This window comes from Pseudomonas sp. H3_E04, from assembly GCF_054668915.1.
Genome location: NZ_CP162797.1, coordinates 1,828,105 through 1,844,035, shown reverse-complemented (window position 1 = coordinate 1,844,035; position 15,931 = coordinate 1,828,105). Strand labels below are relative to the sequence as shown.

Here is a 15,931-nt window from a genome sequence, read left to right as displayed (position 1 = left end):
GTCGGCTTACCTCGCGTTGCTGGCGCCAACCGGGGATTCCGGTTGAAGCTTCAGGTAGAAGTAGAACAGCACCAGAGTGATGGCGATCAGCAACGCGGCGCCGGCACTGGCCAGGCCCCAGTTGAGGAACGATTGCACCTGCTGAATGATGAACTCCGGCAGCATCATGTTCTGCGCCCCGCCGAGCAGCGCCGGGGTGACGTAGTAACCGAGCGACATCACGAACACCATCAAACCACCGGAGGCCAGACCCGGCCGGCACAGCGGCAGGAACACCCGGAAGAAGTTGGTCCACGGACTGGCACCGCAGATCGAGCCGGCCTGCAGAATCATCGGGTCGATGGCCTGCATGGTCGCCTGCAACGGCAGCACGATGAACGGGATCATGATGTAACTCATGCCGATCACCACGCCGGTGAGGTTGTGCACCATTTCCAGCGGCTGATCGATGATGCCCATGGCCATCAGCGCCTTGTTGATCACGCCCGAGGCTTGCAGCAACACCAGCCACGAATAGGTGCGGGCGAGCAGGCTGGTCCACATCGACAGCAGCACGATGTTGAGGATCCAGCGGCCCCAGCCGCGCGGCACCAGGGTGATCGCCCAGGCCAGCGGAAAACCCAGCAGCAGACTGAACAGTGTTACCAGCCCGGCCACCGAAAAGGTGTTGAGCAGCACTCGGGCATACGCCGAGTTGGCGAACAGTTGTTCGTAGTTGCCAAGGCCAGGCACAGGTTCCAGCACACCGCGCAGCAGCAGGCCAATCAACGGCGCGAGAAAAAACAGGCCGAGGAACAGCAGCGCCGGAGCGAGGTTGCCGGCGCCGCGCCAGCGTTGCTTGAGGGACGAACCGGCAGCGCCGGCGGCGCTCCCGGTGGCAGTGGAAGGACGAGGCGCAGTGGCCGCGATTTTCATTTGACCAGCCATTCGTTCCACCGTGTCGCGATAGCCGGACCGTTTTTGGCCCAGTAAGCGAAATCAAGGGTGATCTGATCCTTGGCGTAAGCCGTCGGCAGGTTGGGGGCCAGCGTCGAATCCAGACGCTCCACGCTGTCGAGGTTGACCGGGGCGTAGGCGGTCAGATTGGAGAAGTCGGCCTGGCCTTTGGCGCTGCTCGCATTGGCCAGGAACTTCATCGCTGCGTCTTTGTTTTTCGAGCCTTTGGGGATGACCAGAATGTCGGCCATGACCAGGTTCTGCTTCCAGCTCACGCCCACCGGTGCGCCGTCTTCCTGCAAGGCGTGCACGCGACCGTTCCAGAACTGGCCCATGCTCGCTTCGCCGGACGCCAGCAGTTGCTGCGACTGCGCGCCGCCGCCCCACCAGACGATGTCTTTCTTGATGGTGTCGAGTTTCTTGAAGGCGCGATCCAGGTCCAGCGGGTAGAGCTTGTCAGCCGCAACGCCGTCGGCCAGCAGCGCCAGTTCGAGCACGCCTGGGCTTGGCCATTTGTACAGGGCGCGTTTGCCGGGGTAGGTCTTGGTATCGAACAGCGCGCTCCAGTCCTGCGGCTTGTTGGCGCCGAGCTTGCCTTCGTTGTAACCGAGAACAAAGGAGAAGAAGAACGAACCGACGCCGTGATCGTTGACGAAGCGCGGATCGATCTTGTCGCGCTGGATCACTTTGAAGTCGAGGGGTTCGAGCAGGCCTTCGGCGGCGGCGCGCAGGGCGAAATCGGCTTCGACATCGACCACGTCCCACTGCACGTTGCCGCTCTCGACCATTGCCTTGAGTTTGCCGTAGTCGGTCGGCCCGTCCTGAACGACGGTGATGCCGCTGGCCTTGCTGAACGGATCGGCCCAGGCCTGTTTCTGCGCATCCTGGGTGCTACCGCCCCAGCTGACAAAATTCACGCTTTCGGCAGCCATTGCAGCCTGGCCGGTAACGCTGAGCAGTCCCGCGAAAAAGATCGCGGTTGCAGCTTTGTTCAACACCATGTTCACGCCCTCATTGTTGTGTTTTTGAGCGGGCCTTGCGTTGTTGCCCGCCTGTCGGGAGCAGTAGCCGGGTGCTTCTTTGGAGTGTCCGGTCTATGGAATATCATATTATGGTATTCCAAACTTTGTGCAAGCACTTTGCCTTACCGGTTATCTGGCGGATAAGCTTTTTGTCGTTCGACAGAATTTGGTTTGAAGCGCGGATCCCTTGTGGGAGCGGGCTTGCTCGCGAATGCGTCGGGTCAATCAACACTGATGTCAGCTGACAGGACGCCTTCGGGAGCAAGCCCCCTCCCACAGAGAATGTTGTTTCAAGTGGGTTATTCGCTGAAGGGAATGCTTTCAACCACCTCAAGGTCATACCCGGTCAGGCCGGCATATTTCAGCGGCGGGCCAAGATGGCGCAGCTTGCCCACCCCCAGGTTCTGCAGAATCTGCGCCCCAGTCCCGACCTCGGAATAAATCCGCGACTGCGAACGGCTGAACTGCCGTGGCGGCTGGGTCAGTTGCGGCACGCGCTCGAGCAACGCCTGCGACGATTCATGATTGGCCAGCACCACCACAACCCCATGGCCCTCCGCCGCGACCCGTTGCAGCGCCGCCCACAGCGTCCAGTTCGTCGGCCCGCTGTACTCGGCGCCGACCAGATCGCGCAGCGGATCGATCACGTGCACGCGCACCAGTGTCGGCTCTTCACGGCGCAAGTCGCCCATGACCATCGCCATGTGCACGCCGCCTTCGATGCGATCCTCGAAAGTGATCAAACGGAACGTGCCATGCACTGTAGGCAGCTCACGTTCACCGATGCGTTCGATGGTGTGCTCGGTGCTCAGGCGATAGTGGATCAGGTCGGCGATGGTGCCGATCTTGATCCCGTGCTTGCGCGCGAACTGCTCCAGATCCGGGCGGCGGGCCATGGTGCCATCGTCATTCATCACTTCGACGATCACCGAGGCGGGGGTGAAACCGGCCAGACGCGCCAGGTCGCAGCCGGCCTCGGTGTGCCCGGCGCGGGTCAGCACGCCACCTTCCTTGGCGCGCAACGGGAAGATGTGGCCTGGCTGCACCAGATCTTCGGCGCGGGCATTCGGCGCGACGGCGGCGGCAACGGTGCACGCGCGATCTGCTGCGGAAATGCCGGTGGTCACACCAACCGCCGCTTCGATCGACACGGTAAATGCAGTGCTGAACACGCTGCCGTTGGCGGGTACCATTTGCTCCAGGCCCAGACGCTGGCAATGTTCGTCGGTCAGGGTCAGGCAGATCAGCCCGCGTGCCTCGCGGGCCATGAAGCTGATAGCCTCCGGTGTGCAGCGATCGGCGGCCAGCAGCAGGTCGCCTTCGTTCTCGCGGTCTTCGTCATCGACCAGCAGGACCATTTTGCCGAGGCGATAATCTTCGATGATTTCTTCGATGCTGTTGAAGGCCATGCTGGACTCTCAGGGTTCGTTGGAAATATATTGGTATACCATAATACAAAATCAACAAAGAGGTCACTATGAAGGCGTACTGGATTGCACATGTGGATATAGCTGATGCCGAGCACTACAGCCAATACACCCAGCGCACCCCGCAGGCGATTGCCGCATTCGGCGGCAGGTTTGTCGCCAGAGGCGGGCGCAGCGAAGCGCTGGAAGGGCGGGAGACGCCACAGCGCACCGTGATCATCGAGTTCGAGAGCTACGAACAGGCCGTGGCGTGCTACCGCTCGGCGGCGTATCAGGAGGCGAAGAGCTACCGCGAAGATTGGGCGAGGGCGGAGATCATCATCGTAGAAGGCATCGCCCCGAACTAGGAAACACCGCTAGCCCCATGTAGGAGCTGCCGAAGGCTGCGATCTTTTGATTTTGCTTTTAAAGTCAAATTCAAAAGATCGCAGCCTTCGGCAGCTCCTACAAGGGTAGTGCAATGATGGAAATCAGCGCATGAAGTGGATCTTGCCGCTGTCATCATTACCCATGTAAATCCCGTAAACCCCGGCCTGGCGCTCTTCGATATAGCGCTCGAGAATCTGCCGGATCGCCGGGTAGTAGATCTGCTCCCACGGAATCTCTTCAGGGGCGAAGAACTTGTAGTCCATGGTCTCCGGCCCGTACTGCCCGGTGATTTCCAGGGCGATGGCGCGGAAGATGATGTAGACCTCGCTGATCTTTGGCACGCTGAAGATCGAATACGGCGAGACGATTTCCGCGCGCACGCCGCTTTCTTCCCAGACTTCGCGAAGCGCCGCCTGCTCGGTGGTTTCGCCGCTTTCCATGAAGCCGGCCGGCAGCGTCCAGGTGCCCGGGCGTGGTGGGATTGCCCGTTGGCACAGGAGGTATTTGCCGTCCTGCTCGATGATGCAGCCGGCAATGATCTTCGGATTGACGTAGTGGATATAGCCGCAGCCGCGGCACATCAGGCGCTCGTGCGTATCACCCGGCGGCGTCTGCTGACCAAGGTCAGGGCCACCGCATTTCGGGCAAAAGCTCGGGCTGAACATGTCATTGACCTATGCGAGGTTCTTTCAGCGCGATCGGCAGGGTGATCGCCGGGGTGCCTTTGACGGCGACGCCGGTTTCTTCCTGTTTGCGCTTGAGGTAGTCGAGGGCCACGGCAGCGGCCGCGCGGACGTGATCGACACACGCCTGATGCGCCGCCAGCGGATCACCGCTCTTGATCGCCTCGACCATTTTTTCCATCTCGTGATTACTCGCGCCGCGTCGGTTTTCCTGGGAGACCGAGGTCGCGCGCAGATAGCTGATGCGTGCCTGCAACTGGCGCAATTGGGTGGCGGCGACATGGTTGCCCGAGCCTTCGAGCAGCACGTCGTAGAAGCCCTGCACCGAGTCGATCACCTGTTGCAGCTCGCCGTCCTTCAACGCCTTGCGGTTGTCGTCGAGGGCTTTTTCCAGGGCTTTGATGTCCTTGGCCTTGGCGCGCAGGGTGAACAGCTGGACGATCAGGCCTTCGAGTACGCAACGCAATTCGTAGATATCGACAGCGTCGTCGAGGGTGATGATGGCTACGCGCGGGCCTTTGGCGTCGGCGAATTCCACCAGGCCTTCGGATTCAAGGTGACGCAAGGCTTCGCGCACCGAAGTGCGGCTGACACCGAGGCGATCACAAAGGTCGCGTTCGACCAGGCGATCGCCTGGCATGAGCTGGAAATTCATGATCGCGCTACGCAGTTTGTCCAGCACGATTTCGCGCAGGGTAACGGGGTTGCGATTGACCTTGAAGCTGTCGTCGAGTGGCTGGCGTTTCATGGGGTCCGCTCTTGAGCTTGGCTGTCCATGCCAGACGGGCATCAAAACAGCCGAGGGTTAACTGGAGGCCTCGGCGTCGGCTTCGGCAAAGGCTTCACGGGCCAGCCGGAAACTGTCCACGGCCGCCGGAACGCCGCAATAAATGCCGACCTGAAGCAGAATTTCGCGTATTTGCTCACGACTCAGGCCGTTACGCAAGGCGCCACGCACATGCAGCTTGAGTTCATGCGGGCGGTTGAGCGCCGAGATCATCGCCAGGTTGATCATGCTGCGCTCTTTGAGCGACAGACCCTCACGGCCCCAGACATGGCCCCAGCAGTATTCGGTGACCATTTCCTGCAGCGGCCGGGTGAAATCGTCGGCGTTCTCTATCGAGCGCTGCACGTAGGCTTCGCCCAATACCTGCGTGCGGATCTGCAGGCCTTTTTCGTACTTTTCGTTACTCATCATTCCTCCAATCACCACAATTCCTCTGTGGGAGCGGGCTTGCTCGCGAAAGCGTCGTGTCAGTCGACATCCATGTTGCATGATCTACCGCATTCGCGAGCAAGCCCGCTCCCACAGGTTTTGCATTGCTCTCAGGTAAGCGGCGGCAACGCGCCCAACTTGCCCTTGTGGTAAATCATCGGCGTCACCGGCTGCTCGGGCAGGATCAGGTTCTTCACTGCGCCGACTATGATCGCGTGATCGCCACCGTCGTATTCACGCCACAATTCGCACTCGATGATCGCCGTGGCCTTGGCCAGAATCGGGTTGCCCAGATCGCTCAGGTGCCACTCGATACCCTTGGCCTTTTCCTTGCCCTTGCCGGCGAACGCGTAGGCTTCGGCGGTCTGCTCGGCGGAGAGCAAGTGGATGGCGAATTTCTTGCTGTCGCGCAGGACCGGGTAGGTGTCGGACGCGTAGTTGGGGCAGAACAGCACCAGCGCCGGGTCGATCGACAGCGCGCTGAACGCGCTGGCGGTGATACCGACGATGCCGCCATCCGGGTCGAGGGTGGTAACCACCGTGACGCCGGACGGAAACGAGCTCATGACGTCTTTGTAAATGCCGGGTTCGATCATTTCGCAGGACTCCTAGCGCATCACAAACGGATCAGGCATTGGCGCCTGGGAGAGGTTGATCCACACCGTTTTCAGTTCGGTGTAGGCCAGCACCGAGTCGATGCCGCTTTCGCGTCCATAGCCACTGTTCTTGAAGCCGCCGATCGGCGCCATCGCCGACACTGCGCGGTAAGTGTTGACCCAGATAATCCCCGAGCGCACATCACGCGCCAGACGATGGGCGCGACCGAGGTCGCGGGTCCAGATGCCGGCAGCGAGGCCGAACTGCGAGTCGTTGGCGATCGCTAGCGCTTCGGCTTCGTCTTTGAAACGAATCACCGAAGCCACCGGGCCGAAGACTTCTTCCTGCATGATCTTCATCGAATTGCGGTCGCACTCGAACAGCGTCGGCTCGTAGAACCAGCCTTCGCCGAGATCCGCCGGACGCTTGCCACCGGTGCGCAACCGCGCGCCCTCGGCGATGGCATCGGCGACCAGACCTTCGACCACCGCCAGTTGCTGCGCGGTGGCCATCGGCCCCATTTCACTGTGGTCTTCCTGCGGGTTGCCGATGCGGATGCGCTGGGCGCGCTCGACCAGGCGATTGACGAACTCGTCGTAGATTTCGTCCTGCACCAACAAGCGCGAACCGGACACGCAGCTCTGCCCGGACGCCGCGTAGATTCCGGCAATCGCGCCGTTGATCGCGCTGTCGAGATCGGCGTCGGCAAAAATGATGTTCGGCGACTTGCCGCCCAGCTCCAGCGACAGCTTGGCGAAGTTCTCGGCGCTGCTGCGCACCACATGCCGTGCCGTGGCCGCGCCGCCGGTGAAGGCGATCTTGCGGATCAGCGGATGACGGGTGAGGGCGGCGCCAGTGCTCGGGCCGTAGCCGGTGACGACGTTGACCACGCCCGGCGGTATCCCGGCTTCGAGGGCCAGGCGTGCCAGCTCGAGAATGGTCGCCGAGGCGTGCTCGGACGGCTTGATCACAATCGTGTTGCCGGCGGCCAGGGCCGGGGCCAGTTTGATCGCGGTCAGGTACAGCGGGCTGTTCCACGGAATGATCGCGGCAACCACACCCATGGCTTCGTGCACGGTGTAGGCAAACAGGTCGGGCTTGTCCAGCGGCAGGGTGCCGCCTTCCAGTTTGTCGGCCAGGCCTGCGGTGTAGTGGAAGAACTCCGGCAGATAGCTGACCTGGCCACGGGTTTCGCGGATCAGCTTGCCGTTGTCGCGGCTTTCCAGCTGCGCCAGGTGTTCCTTGTTTTCTGCGATCAGATCGCCGAGGCGACGCAGCAATTTCCCCCGCGCGGTGGCGGTCAGACCCCGCCACGCCGGGCTGTCGAAGGCCGTTTGCGCTGCTTGCACGGCGCGTTCGACGTCCGCTTCATCGGCGTCGGGCAATTGCGCCCAGGCTTGCGCGGAGGCCGGGTTGAGGCTTTCGAAGGTCTTGCCGGAGAGGGCGTCGACCCAGTCTCCGCCGATGCACATCTGGAAGCGTGCGAGTGTCATGCAACGATCCCCTTTATATGGTTTTGTCGGGAGTGTGCGAATTGGAGAAATTCCAGCAGCATCTGGTTGACCAGACGCGGCGACTCTACCGGCATCATATGCCGTTGCTCGGGCAGCACGGCAACCTTCGCACCGGGGATGCGCCGGGCCAGTTGCTCGGCCATTTCCGGCGTCGAGCCGGGGTCGAGTTCGCCGGTGGCGATCAGCGTCGGCGCCTGAATGCTGCTCAGGTCGTCGGCGCGGTACATGTCCTGGGTGGCGAACAATTCATAGGTGGTCAGGTAGCCTTGCGGATCATTGTTGGCCAGGGTCTGGCGCAACGCGGCGATCTGCGCCGGGTTGGCCGCCTGATATTCACGGCTGAACCAGCGTGACAGGGCGGCTTCGGCGTTGGCGTCCGGGCCATGTTCGGCAGCCTGCGCAGTGCGCGCGATGACACCGGCACGCTGTTCTTCGCTGCGGTTGAACACGCTGTTCAGCACCACCAGGCTTTGCAGGCGCTCCGGGTAATGCAGGGCGAAGGCCCGCGCGACCAGACCGCCCATGGAGAAACCGATCACCGCCGCCTGCGGCACGTTCAAGTGATCGAGCAACTCGAGCAACTGATCAGCGTAACCGAGCAGGTCGGTGCCGCTGGCCGGGCGCGGGCTGGCGCCGTGGCCGAGCATGTCGTAGGCGATTACCTGGTACTGGCTGGCGAGGCCGACAATCTGCCCGCCCCACATTTCTTTGTTCAGGCCCACGCCGTGGATCAAAACCACGGGCTGGCCTTGGCCGGTCGCCAGGTAACTGGTGCCAGCCGGGGTGAGTTCAGCGGTGAGCCGAATCATGGAGCGCTCCTGCAATGCCTTTTTATTGTGATTACTGGGCTTTTTCGGCAGCCAGTTCTTCCAGATCGATGTAGCGGTTGCCGATGCGCGGGTGCAGGCGGCCACCGTCGGCGCAACCGAGCACGACCACGATTTCGTCGGCACGCGGCGCGTCTTCGATCTGCATTTCCAGGGTGATGTAGTGCGAACGCAGGCCTTCGTCGTCCTTGTGCATCATCGGAATTTGAATCGAAGTACCCGGACCGCCGCGCTTGTTGGTGAAGCTCAGGTAGCTCTTGGCTTTCACCGCTTCGCGGTAGTGGTTGCCGAAGCGCAGGGTGTGGATCACCGCCGACGCGTGCTCGATCTCGCCGTCAGCGCCGACGACCGCCGCTTTGCCGTAGGCCTCGATCTTCTCGGCACCGCCGATGATGCCGACCAGACGCTCGACCATCATTGCGCCGAGGTCGGAGCAGTTGGCGCGGATCTGCGGCTTGAGGTCTTCGACAAAACCGTTGCCCACCCACGGGTTCTTCATCACCACGGCGAGGCCGACCATGGTCACCGGCTTGTCAGTAGCCTTGCCGCCTTCGATGAAGGTTTCTTCGACATAGCTGACGATCTTGCGAATTTCGAAACTCATGAGCTGCTCCGTTGGGGGATTGAGAGTGTCTGTGCGTCTGATGGTATACCATAATACCAATCCTGCAAGTCCCCTCCGCAACAATTGCGTCATCCATCCTACGAATGGCTGCGCATTCACCTGCTACTGCCAATCTTCCAGACAGCCTGAAACCCTGTGGGAGGGGGCTTGCTCCCGAAAGCGGTGTATCAGGCAACGTCTCTGGTGGCTGACACATCGCATTCGGGAGCAAGCCCCCTCCCACAATGGAAACCGCAGGCCAAGCGAGGCTGATGCCGGTTAACAAAAGATAACGTGGCGCCGATTGTCAGACATTTGCAAAGCCCGATAGGATGAGCCAGCTTCCGAAGGGGCTCTGGATTGCGGGTTTCAGGACTATGCTTCTGATCTGCCACTAGCCGAGCACCCTTGCGGCGCCCTTGAAGGCCCGATGGCCCAACAATAATAAATAGGGGAAGGTCTATGAGTCGTTGCCGCCCGCCGGCGTTACGCAACACCGCGTTGCTGGCCACAGCACTCTCGCTGCTGGGCTTTGCCACGTTATCGGCACCCGTGATTGCCGCCGAGGCCCCGGCTGACGTGGTCTATGCCACCGAATCGGCCAAGGCCGCGAAAAGCCTGATTCTCGATGTCGTCCATGCTGGCGCGCGTCTGGTCGCGGTCGGCGATCGCGGGCACATCGTCTATTCCGATGACCAGGGCAAGACCTGGACCCAGGCCAAGGTGCCGACGCGGCAACTGCTCACAGCCGTGTATTTCGTCGACGACAAAAACGGTTGGGCCGTGGGCCACGACGCGCAGATTCTCGCCAGTGCAGACGGCGGTCTGACCTGGACCAAGCAATTCGAAGACCTTGCACGCGAATCGCCGCTGCTCGACGTCTGGTTCAAGGACGCCAGCAGCGGCTTTGCCGTGGGCGCCTACGGCACGCTGCTGGAAACCGCCGACGGCGGCAAGCACTGGGAAGACGTCAGCGATCGCCTCGACAACGAAGACCAGTTCCACCTCAACGCCATCGCCTATGTGAAAGACGCCGGGCTGTTCATCGTCGGCGAGTCCGGCAGCATGTTCCGCTCCGCCGATGACGGCCAGACCTGGGAAAAGCTTGAAGGCCCGTACGAAGGTTCGCTGTTCGGCGTGATCGGCACGGCGCAGCCGCAGACCCTGCTGGCGTACGGCTTGCGCGGCAACCTTTATCGCTCCACCGATTTCGGCAGCAACTGGGAGCAGGTCGAACTCAAAGCCGCACGTGGTGCGCTGGAGTTCGGCCTGTCTGGCGGCACGCTGCTGGAAGACGGCTCGATCGTCATCGTCGGCAACGGCGGTTCGGTGATCAGCAGCAGCGATAACGGCGAAACCTTCAGCGTGTTCAACCGCCCGGATCGCATTTCGCTGTCGTCGGTCACCGCCGCCGGCAACGGCAACCTGATTCTGACCGGGCAGGGTGGTTTGCACATCACCCAGCCAAACGGTGCCGAGACCAATAACAATAAGGCGGGGCTATGACTTCCTTGATCACTCCTCAGCAGGAAAAGGCGACGGTTCTCGAGCGCCTGATCTTCAACAACCGCCCGGCCGTGATTCTGATCTGCCTGGTGGTGAGCATTTTCCTGTTCTGGCAGGCCACGCTGATCCGGCCGTCGACCAGTTTTGAAAAAATGATCCCGCTGCAGCATCCCTTCATCGAAAAGATGATGGAGCACCGCAACGATCTGGCGAACCTGGGCAACACCGTGCGTATTTCGGTGGAAGCCACCGACGGCGACATCTTCTCCAAGGAGTACATGGAGACCCTGCGCCAGATCAACGACGAAGTGTTCTACATTTCCGGCGTCGATCGTTCCGGCCTCAAATCGCTGTGGAGCCCGAGCGTACGCTGGACCGAAGTGACCGAAGAGGGGTTCGCTGGCGGCGAAGTGATTCCGCAGAGCTACAACGGCTCGCAGGACAGCCTCGATCTGCTGCGCAACAACGTGCTCAAGTCCGGCCAGGTCGGGCGTCTGGTGGCCAACGACTTCAAGTCGAGCATCGTCGACATCCCACTGCTGGAGGCCTATCCGGACCCGCAGGACCAAGGCAAGTTGCTCGCGCTGGACTATCGCCAGTTCTCCCATGAGCTCGAAGACAAGATCCGCAACAAATTCGAAGCGCAGAACCCCAATATCAAGATCCACATCGTCGGTTTCGCCAAGAAGGTCGGCGACTTGATCGATGGTCTGGTGATGGTGGTGCTGTTCTTCGGTGTCGCCTTCGTCATCACCCTGATTCTGCTGCTGTGGTTTACCAACTGCCTGCGCAGCACCATTGCGGTGTTGAGCACGACGCTGGTGGCAGTGGTCTGGCAGCTCGGGTTGATGCACTTTTTCGGCTTCGGGCTCGACCCGTATTCGATGCTGGTGCCGTTCCTGATTTTCGCCATCGGTATTTCCCACGGCGTGCAGAAGATCAACGGTATCGCCCTGCAATCCAGCGAGGCCGATAACGCGCTGACCGCTGCACGGCGCACCTTCCGCCAGTTGTTCCTGCCGGGGATGATCGCGATTCTGGCCGATGCGGTGGGCTTCATTACCCTGCTGATCATCGACATCGGGGTGATCCGTGAACTGGCTATCGGCGCGTCAATCGGCGTTGCGGTGATCGTGTTCACCAACCTGATTCTGCTGCCGGTGGCGATTTCCTATGTCGGCATCAGCAAGCGCGCGATTGCCAAGAGCAAGAAGGACGCCAACCGCGAACATCCGTTCTGGCGTCTGCTGTCGAACTTCGCCAGCCCGAAAGTCGCACCGATTTCAGTAGCCCTGGCTCTGATCGCCTTCGGTGGCGGGCTCTGGTACAGCCAGAACCTGAAGATCGGCGACCTCGACCAGGGCGCGCCGGAACTGCGTCCGGACTCGCGCTACAACAAGGACAACAACTTCATCATCAGCAATTACTCGACCAGTTCCGACGTTCTGGTGGTGATGGTCAAGACCAAGGCCGAAGGGTGCTCGCGCTACGAAGCCATGGCGCCGATCGATCAGCTGATGTGGAAAATGCAGAACACCGAGGGCGTGCAGTCGGCGATCTCGCTGGTGACCGTGTCCAAGCAGATGATCAAGGGCATGAACGAGGGCAACCTGAAATGGGAAACCCTGTCGCGCAACCCCGACGTACTGAACAACTCAATCGCCCGCGCCGATGGCCTGTACAACAACAGCTGCTCGCTGGCGCCAGTGCTGGTGTTCCTCAACGATCACAAAGCTGAGACCCTCGATCGTGCGGTCAACGCGGTGCAGGAGTTCGCCAAGGAAAACAACAAGGACGGCCTGGAATTCATCCTCGCTGCCGGTAACGCCGGGATCGAAGCGGCCACCAACGAAGTTATCAAACAGGCTGAGCTGACCATCCTGATTCTGGTGTACATCTGCGTGGCGGTGATGTGCATGATCACCTTCCGTTCGTGGGCGGCGACGCTGTGCATCGTCCTGCCGCTGGTGCTGACCTCGGTGCTCGGCAACGCTCTGATGGCGTTCATGGGCATCGGTGTGAAAGTCGCGACGCTGCCGGTGGTGGCGCTGGGCGTGGGGATTGGTGTGGATTACGGCATCTACATCTATAGCCGCCTGGAAAGTTTCCTGCGTGCCGGGCTGCCGTTGCAGGAAGCCTATTACCAGACGCTGAAGTCCACCGGTAAAGCGGTGCTGTTCACCGGCCTGTGCCTGGCGATCGGCGTGTGCACCTGGATCTTCTCGGCGATCAAGTTCCAGGCCGACATGGGCCTGATGCTGACCTTCATGCTGCTGTGGAACATGTTCGGTGCGCTGTGGCTGCTGCCAGCGCTGGCGAAGTTCCTTATCAAGCCTGAGAAGCTGGCGGGGCAGAAGGGTAACTCGTTGTTTGCCCATTGATCTGACAGGCTGAAACGACAAAGCCGCAACCTTGAGGGGTTGCGGCTTTGTTATTTTTGAACCTTGCGCCGATTTCCTGTGGGAGCGAGCCTGCTCGCGAAGGCAGAGTGTCAGACAGCACACATGTCACAGGCAGACCGCTTTCGCGAGCAGGCTCGCTCCCACAGGGCGATCTCAGCGCTAAGTGAGCTCAGCACCCAGCACCACACTCAACGCACTGCGCGCATCATCCAGCTGCACCAGCGTCGCATGCCGGGCCCCCAAGGCATCCCGATTTTCAATCGCCGTCAGAATCGCCTTATGCCTGGGCAACGCCAGTTCATGCAGATTCGGCCGTTGATTGGAATGCTTCAACGCCTCGGCGATCGCTACCGCCAACATGTTGCACAGGTTCGCCAGCAGGTCATTGTGCGTGGCATCGGCGATGCGGCTGTGGAAGTCCAGGTCCGGCTGCAACAGCGCTTCCGGGGTCGGCGCGGCTTCCATGCGTTGGTAGGCTTCGTTGATCGCGGCGATGTCGGCATCGGTTGCATGCTGAGCGGCGAGGGCGGCGGCGGCCGGTTCGATGATGCTGCGCACACTGGTCAGGACGTTGAAAAATTCATTCTGCGGGCTGCTTTGCATCAGCCAGTGCAGCACGTCCGGGTCGAGCATGTGCCATTCGCGGCGCGCCTTGACGACTGTGCCCACGCGCGGTTTGGAATACACCAGCCCCTTGGCCACCAGCACTCGAGTCGCTTCGCGCAACACCGGTCGACTGACCGCGTACTCCTCGCACAGCAGGGCTTCGGCGGGCAGTTTGTCGTCGGGCAAAAAGCGTCCGGAGACGATCTGCATGCCCAGTTCCTGGACGATGCGCGAGTGCATGCTTTTACGGTCGGAAGGTTTGCGGTAATCCATGGGGAGTGGCGCGATCCTGAGCGATGGAGATGCCGCGCATCATAGCAGGCACGGCACAGATTTGAGGCGATACGCAAAAGCAACTGTGGGAGCGAGCCTGCTCGCGAAGGCGGCATATCAGTCAAATAGATGTCGACTGACACTCCCTCTTCGCGACCAGGCTCGCTCCCACAGGGGAATTGCGCTGTTAGTGAGAGTGACGCGGAACCTCGGCACCTCGGCAGCCCACCAGGAAGTCAAAGTCGCAACCCTGATCCGCCTGCAGCACGTGGTCGATGTACAGCTGACGATAACCGCCCACCAGCAATTGCTGCGGGGCTTGCAGATCGGCCATGCGCGCGGCCAGTTCAGCGTCGGGAATGTCCAAATGCAGACGGCCACTGGCGCAATCGAGTTCGATCCAGTCGCCTTCCTGCACCGCCGCCAATGGTCCGCCCGCTGCCGCTTCCGGGGCGACGTGCAGAACCACCGTGCCATACGCGGTGCCGCTCATGCGTGCGTCAGAAATACGCACCATGTCGGTCACGCCTTCTGCCAACAGCTTGGCCGGCAAGCCCATGTTGCCGACTTCGGCCATGCCCGGATAACCCTTCGGCCCGCAGTTCTTCATCACCAGAATCGAATCCTTATCGACGTCCAGCTCCGGATCGTTGATCCGCGCCTTGTACATGTCGAAGTTCTCGAACACCACGGCGCGGCCGCGATGCTGCATCAGTTCAGCAGTGGCGGCGGAGGGCTTGAGCACCGCACCCAGCGGCGCCAGATTGCCGCGCAACACGCAGATGCCGCCGTCGGCGCGAATCGGATTGTCGAGGGTGCGGATCACTTGGTCTTCGCCGTAGATCGGCGCGTCCTTGGTGTTCTCGCCGATGGACTTGCCATTGACGGTCAGTGCGTTCGGGTTGGGGATCAGATTGGCCTCACCGAGGCGGCGCAGTACCGCTGGCAAACCACCGGCGTAGTAGAACTCTTCCATCAGGAAACGCCCGGACGGTTGCAGGTCGACGATGGTCGGCATGCCGCGACCGATGCGGGTCCAGTCGTCCAGATCGAGCTCGACGCCGATGCGCCCGGCGATGGCTTTCAAGTGGATCACGGCGTTGGTCGAACCACCGATGGCGGCGTTAACACGGATGGCGTTTTCGAAGGCTTCCTTGGTGAGGATCTTCGACAGTTTCAGGTCTTCACGCACCATCTCCACCGCACGCATGCCGGACATGTGCGCCAGCACATAACGGCGCGCATCGACGGCCGGAATCGCCGCGTTGTGCGGCAGCGAAGTGCCCAGCGCTTCAGCCATGCACGCCATGGTCGACGCGGTGCCCATGGTGTTGCAGGTGCCCGCCGAACGCGACATGCCGCCCTCGGCTGCGAGGAAGTCATCGATGGTGATGGTGCCGGCCTTGACCTGTTCGCTGAGCTGCCAGACCACGGTGCCCGAGCCGATGTCCTTGCCCTTGTGCTTGCCGTTGAGCATTGGCCCGCCGGTGACGACGATGGCCGGCACGTCGCAACTGGCCGCGCCCATCAACAGTGCCGGAGTGGTTTTGTCGCAACCGGTGAGCAGCACTACGCCGTCGATCGGGTTACCGCGAATCGCTTCTTCAACGTCCATGCTCGCGAGGTTGCGGGTGAGCATGGCGGTCGGGCGCAGGTTCGATTCGCCGTTGGAGAACACCGGGAATTCCACCGGAAAACCACCGGCCTCGATCACCCCGCGTTTGACGTGCTCCGCGATCTGGCGGAAGTGCGCGTTGCACGGAGTCAGTTCCGACCAGGTGTTACAGATGCCGATGATCGGCTTGCCGTGGAACTGGTGGTCGGCGATGCCCTGATTCTTCATCCAGCTGCGGTACATGAAGCCGTTCTTGTCGGCCGTGCCAAACCATTGGGCGGAGCGCAGGGTGGGTTTCTTATCAGACATGATCGATTCTCTTATTGTAAGACTA

General features: G+C 61.3%; 15 protein-coding genes. 3 read left to right on the top strand and 12 right to left on the bottom strand.

Annotated features, from left to right (window positions below):
* Positions 1-6 precede the first annotated feature (6 nt).
* The 3 genes from AB4N53_RS08195 to ribBA all read right to left on the bottom strand — a co-directional run bounded on the left by AB4N53_RS08195 (position 7) and on the right by ribBA (position 3,367).
* On the bottom strand, positions 7-915 hold the full coding sequence (locus AB4N53_RS08195) for an ABC transporter permease (RefSeq protein WP_460125381.1): 909 nt from the start codon (positions 913-915) through the stop codon (positions 7-9).
* On the bottom strand, positions 912-1,937 hold the full coding sequence (locus AB4N53_RS08190) for an ABC transporter substrate-binding protein (RefSeq protein ID WP_039763888.1): 1,026 nt from the start codon (positions 1,935-1,937) through the stop codon (positions 912-914). Before AB4N53_RS08190 ends, AB4N53_RS08195 begins: the two co-directional genes overlap by 4 nt.
* A 320-nt stretch (positions 1,938-2,257) precedes the next feature.
* Positions 2,258-3,367, bottom strand: coding sequence for a bifunctional 3,4-dihydroxy-2-butanone-4-phosphate synthase/GTP cyclohydrolase II (gene ribBA, locus AB4N53_RS08185; protein WP_039763890.1), 1,110 nt, complete (start codon positions 3,365-3,367; stop codon positions 2,258-2,260).
* A gap of 68 nt (positions 3,368-3,435) precedes the next feature.
* On the opposite strand from ribBA, the gene AB4N53_RS08180 reads away from it, so the two are divergent.
* Complete coding sequence (locus AB4N53_RS08180; RefSeq protein WP_460119674.1) at positions 3,436-3,732, top strand: DUF1330 domain-containing protein; 297 nt, start codon at positions 3,436-3,438, stop codon at positions 3,730-3,732.
* Between the two features lie 123 nt (positions 3,733-3,855).
* Here the strand turns inward: AB4N53_RS08180 and AB4N53_RS08175 are convergent, their stop codons facing one another.
* The 7 genes from AB4N53_RS08175 to AB4N53_RS08145 form a co-directional block, all read right to left on the bottom strand.
* Complete coding sequence (locus AB4N53_RS08175) at positions 3,856-4,419, bottom strand: NUDIX hydrolase (protein ID WP_024013191.1); 564 nt, start codon at positions 4,417-4,419, stop codon at positions 3,856-3,858.
* Position 4,420: 1 nt separating this feature from the next.
* Complete coding sequence (locus AB4N53_RS08170) at positions 4,421-5,185, bottom strand: GntR family transcriptional regulator (protein ID WP_016775014.1); 765 nt, start codon at positions 5,183-5,185, stop codon at positions 4,421-4,423.
* A gap of 57 nt (positions 5,186-5,242) precedes the next feature.
* The gene (locus tag AB4N53_RS08165) at positions 5,243-5,632 is read right to left on the bottom strand and encodes a carboxymuconolactone decarboxylase family protein (RefSeq protein WP_024013190.1); all 390 of its coding nucleotides are present in this window, start codon (positions 5,630-5,632) and stop codon (positions 5,243-5,245) included.
* A gap of 131 nt (positions 5,633-5,763) precedes the next feature.
* On the bottom strand, positions 5,764-6,249 hold the full coding sequence (locus AB4N53_RS08160) for a flavin reductase family protein (RefSeq protein WP_460119671.1): 486 nt from the start codon (positions 6,247-6,249) through the stop codon (positions 5,764-5,766).
* Positions 6,250-6,261: 12 nt separating this feature from the next.
* Positions 6,262-7,743, bottom strand: coding sequence for an aldehyde dehydrogenase (locus tag AB4N53_RS08155; RefSeq protein WP_353187616.1), 1,482 nt, complete (start codon positions 7,741-7,743; stop codon positions 6,262-6,264).
* Positions 7,740-8,573, bottom strand: a complete 834-nt coding sequence (locus AB4N53_RS08150) for an alpha/beta fold hydrolase (RefSeq protein WP_129999509.1) — start codon at positions 8,571-8,573, stop codon at positions 7,740-7,742. The genes AB4N53_RS08155 and AB4N53_RS08150 overlap by 4 nt, the downstream gene beginning before the upstream one ends.
* Positions 8,574-8,604: 31 nt before the next feature.
* On the bottom strand, positions 8,605-9,195 hold the full coding sequence (locus tag AB4N53_RS08145) for an amino acid synthesis family protein (protein ID WP_007968626.1): 591 nt from the start codon (positions 9,193-9,195) through the stop codon (positions 8,605-8,607).
* Between the two features lie 462 nt (positions 9,196-9,657).
* Between AB4N53_RS08145 and AB4N53_RS08140 the strand changes: the two genes are divergently transcribed.
* The gene (locus tag AB4N53_RS08140) at positions 9,658-10,701 is read left to right on the top strand and encodes a WD40/YVTN/BNR-like repeat-containing protein (protein WP_460119668.1); all 1,044 of its coding nucleotides are present in this window, start codon (positions 9,658-9,660) and stop codon (positions 10,699-10,701) included.
* Entirely contained in the window at positions 10,698-13,082 is a 2,385-nt protein-coding gene (locus tag AB4N53_RS08135) for an efflux RND transporter permease subunit (protein WP_024013186.1), read from the top strand. Before AB4N53_RS08140 ends, AB4N53_RS08135 begins: the two co-directional genes overlap by 4 nt.
* A gap of 180 nt (positions 13,083-13,262) precedes the next feature.
* Here AB4N53_RS08135 and AB4N53_RS08130 read toward each other — a convergent pair whose 3' ends face one another.
* Together AB4N53_RS08130 and AB4N53_RS08125 are read right to left on the bottom strand one after the other, a co-directional pair.
* Entirely contained in the window at positions 13,263-13,982 is a 720-nt protein-coding gene (locus AB4N53_RS08130; protein WP_016775009.1) for a FadR/GntR family transcriptional regulator, read from the bottom strand.
* A gap of 187 nt (positions 13,983-14,169) precedes the next feature.
* Positions 14,170-15,906: an IlvD/Edd family dehydratase gene (locus tag AB4N53_RS08125; protein ID WP_415762240.1), complete on the bottom strand. Its 1,737-nt coding sequence runs from the start codon at positions 15,904-15,906 to the stop codon at positions 14,170-14,172.
* Positions 15,907-15,931: the final 25 nt, after the last annotated feature.

Coding starts and splice junctions, on each gene's coding strand:
- AB4N53_RS08175 (WP_024013191.1), bottom strand. CDS start 4,419: ATGTTCAGCCCGAGCTTTTGCCCGAAATGCGGTGGCCCTGACCTTGGT.
- AB4N53_RS08170 (WP_016775014.1), bottom strand. CDS start 5,185: ATGAAACGCCAGCCACTCGACGACAGCTTCAAGGTCAATCGCAACCCC.
- AB4N53_RS08155 (WP_353187616.1), bottom strand. CDS start 7,743: ATGACACTCGCACGCTTCCAGATGTGCATCGGCGGAGACTGGGTCGAC.
- AB4N53_RS08165 (WP_024013190.1), bottom strand. CDS start 5,632: ATGAGTAACGAAAAGTACGAAAAAGGCCTGCAGATCCGCACGCAGGTA.
- AB4N53_RS08190 (WP_039763888.1), bottom strand. CDS start 1,937: ATGGTGTTGAACAAAGCTGCAACCGCGATCTTTTTCGCGGGACTGCTC.
- AB4N53_RS08135 (WP_024013186.1), top strand. CDS start 10,698: ATGACTTCCTTGATCACTCCTCAGCAGGAAAAGGCGACGGTTCTCGAG.
- AB4N53_RS08160 (WP_460119671.1), bottom strand. CDS start 6,249: ATGATCGAACCCGGCATTTACAAAGACGTCATGAGCTCGTTTCCGTCC.
- AB4N53_RS08195 (WP_460125381.1), bottom strand. CDS start 915: ATGAAAATCGCGGCCACTGCGCCTCGTCCTTCCACTGCCACCGGGAGC.
- AB4N53_RS08150 (WP_129999509.1), bottom strand. CDS start 8,573: ATGATTCGGCTCACCGCTGAACTCACCCCGGCTGGCACCAGTTACCTG.
- ribBA (WP_039763890.1), bottom strand. CDS start 3,367: ATGGCCTTCAACAGCATCGAAGAAATCATCGAAGATTATCGCCTCGGC.
- AB4N53_RS08180 (WP_460119674.1), top strand. CDS start 3,436: ATGAAGGCGTACTGGATTGCACATGTGGATATAGCTGATGCCGAGCAC.
- AB4N53_RS08140 (WP_460119668.1), top strand. CDS start 9,658: ATGAGTCGTTGCCGCCCGCCGGCGTTACGCAACACCGCGTTGCTGGCC.
- AB4N53_RS08130 (WP_016775009.1), bottom strand. CDS start 13,982: ATGGATTACCGCAAACCTTCCGACCGTAAAAGCATGCACTCGCGCATC.
- AB4N53_RS08125 (WP_415762240.1), bottom strand. CDS start 15,906: ATGTCTGATAAGAAACCCACCCTGCGCTCCGCCCAATGGTTTGGCACG.
- AB4N53_RS08145 (WP_007968626.1), bottom strand. CDS start 9,195: ATGAGTTTCGAAATTCGCAAGATCGTCAGCTATGTCGAAGAAACCTTC.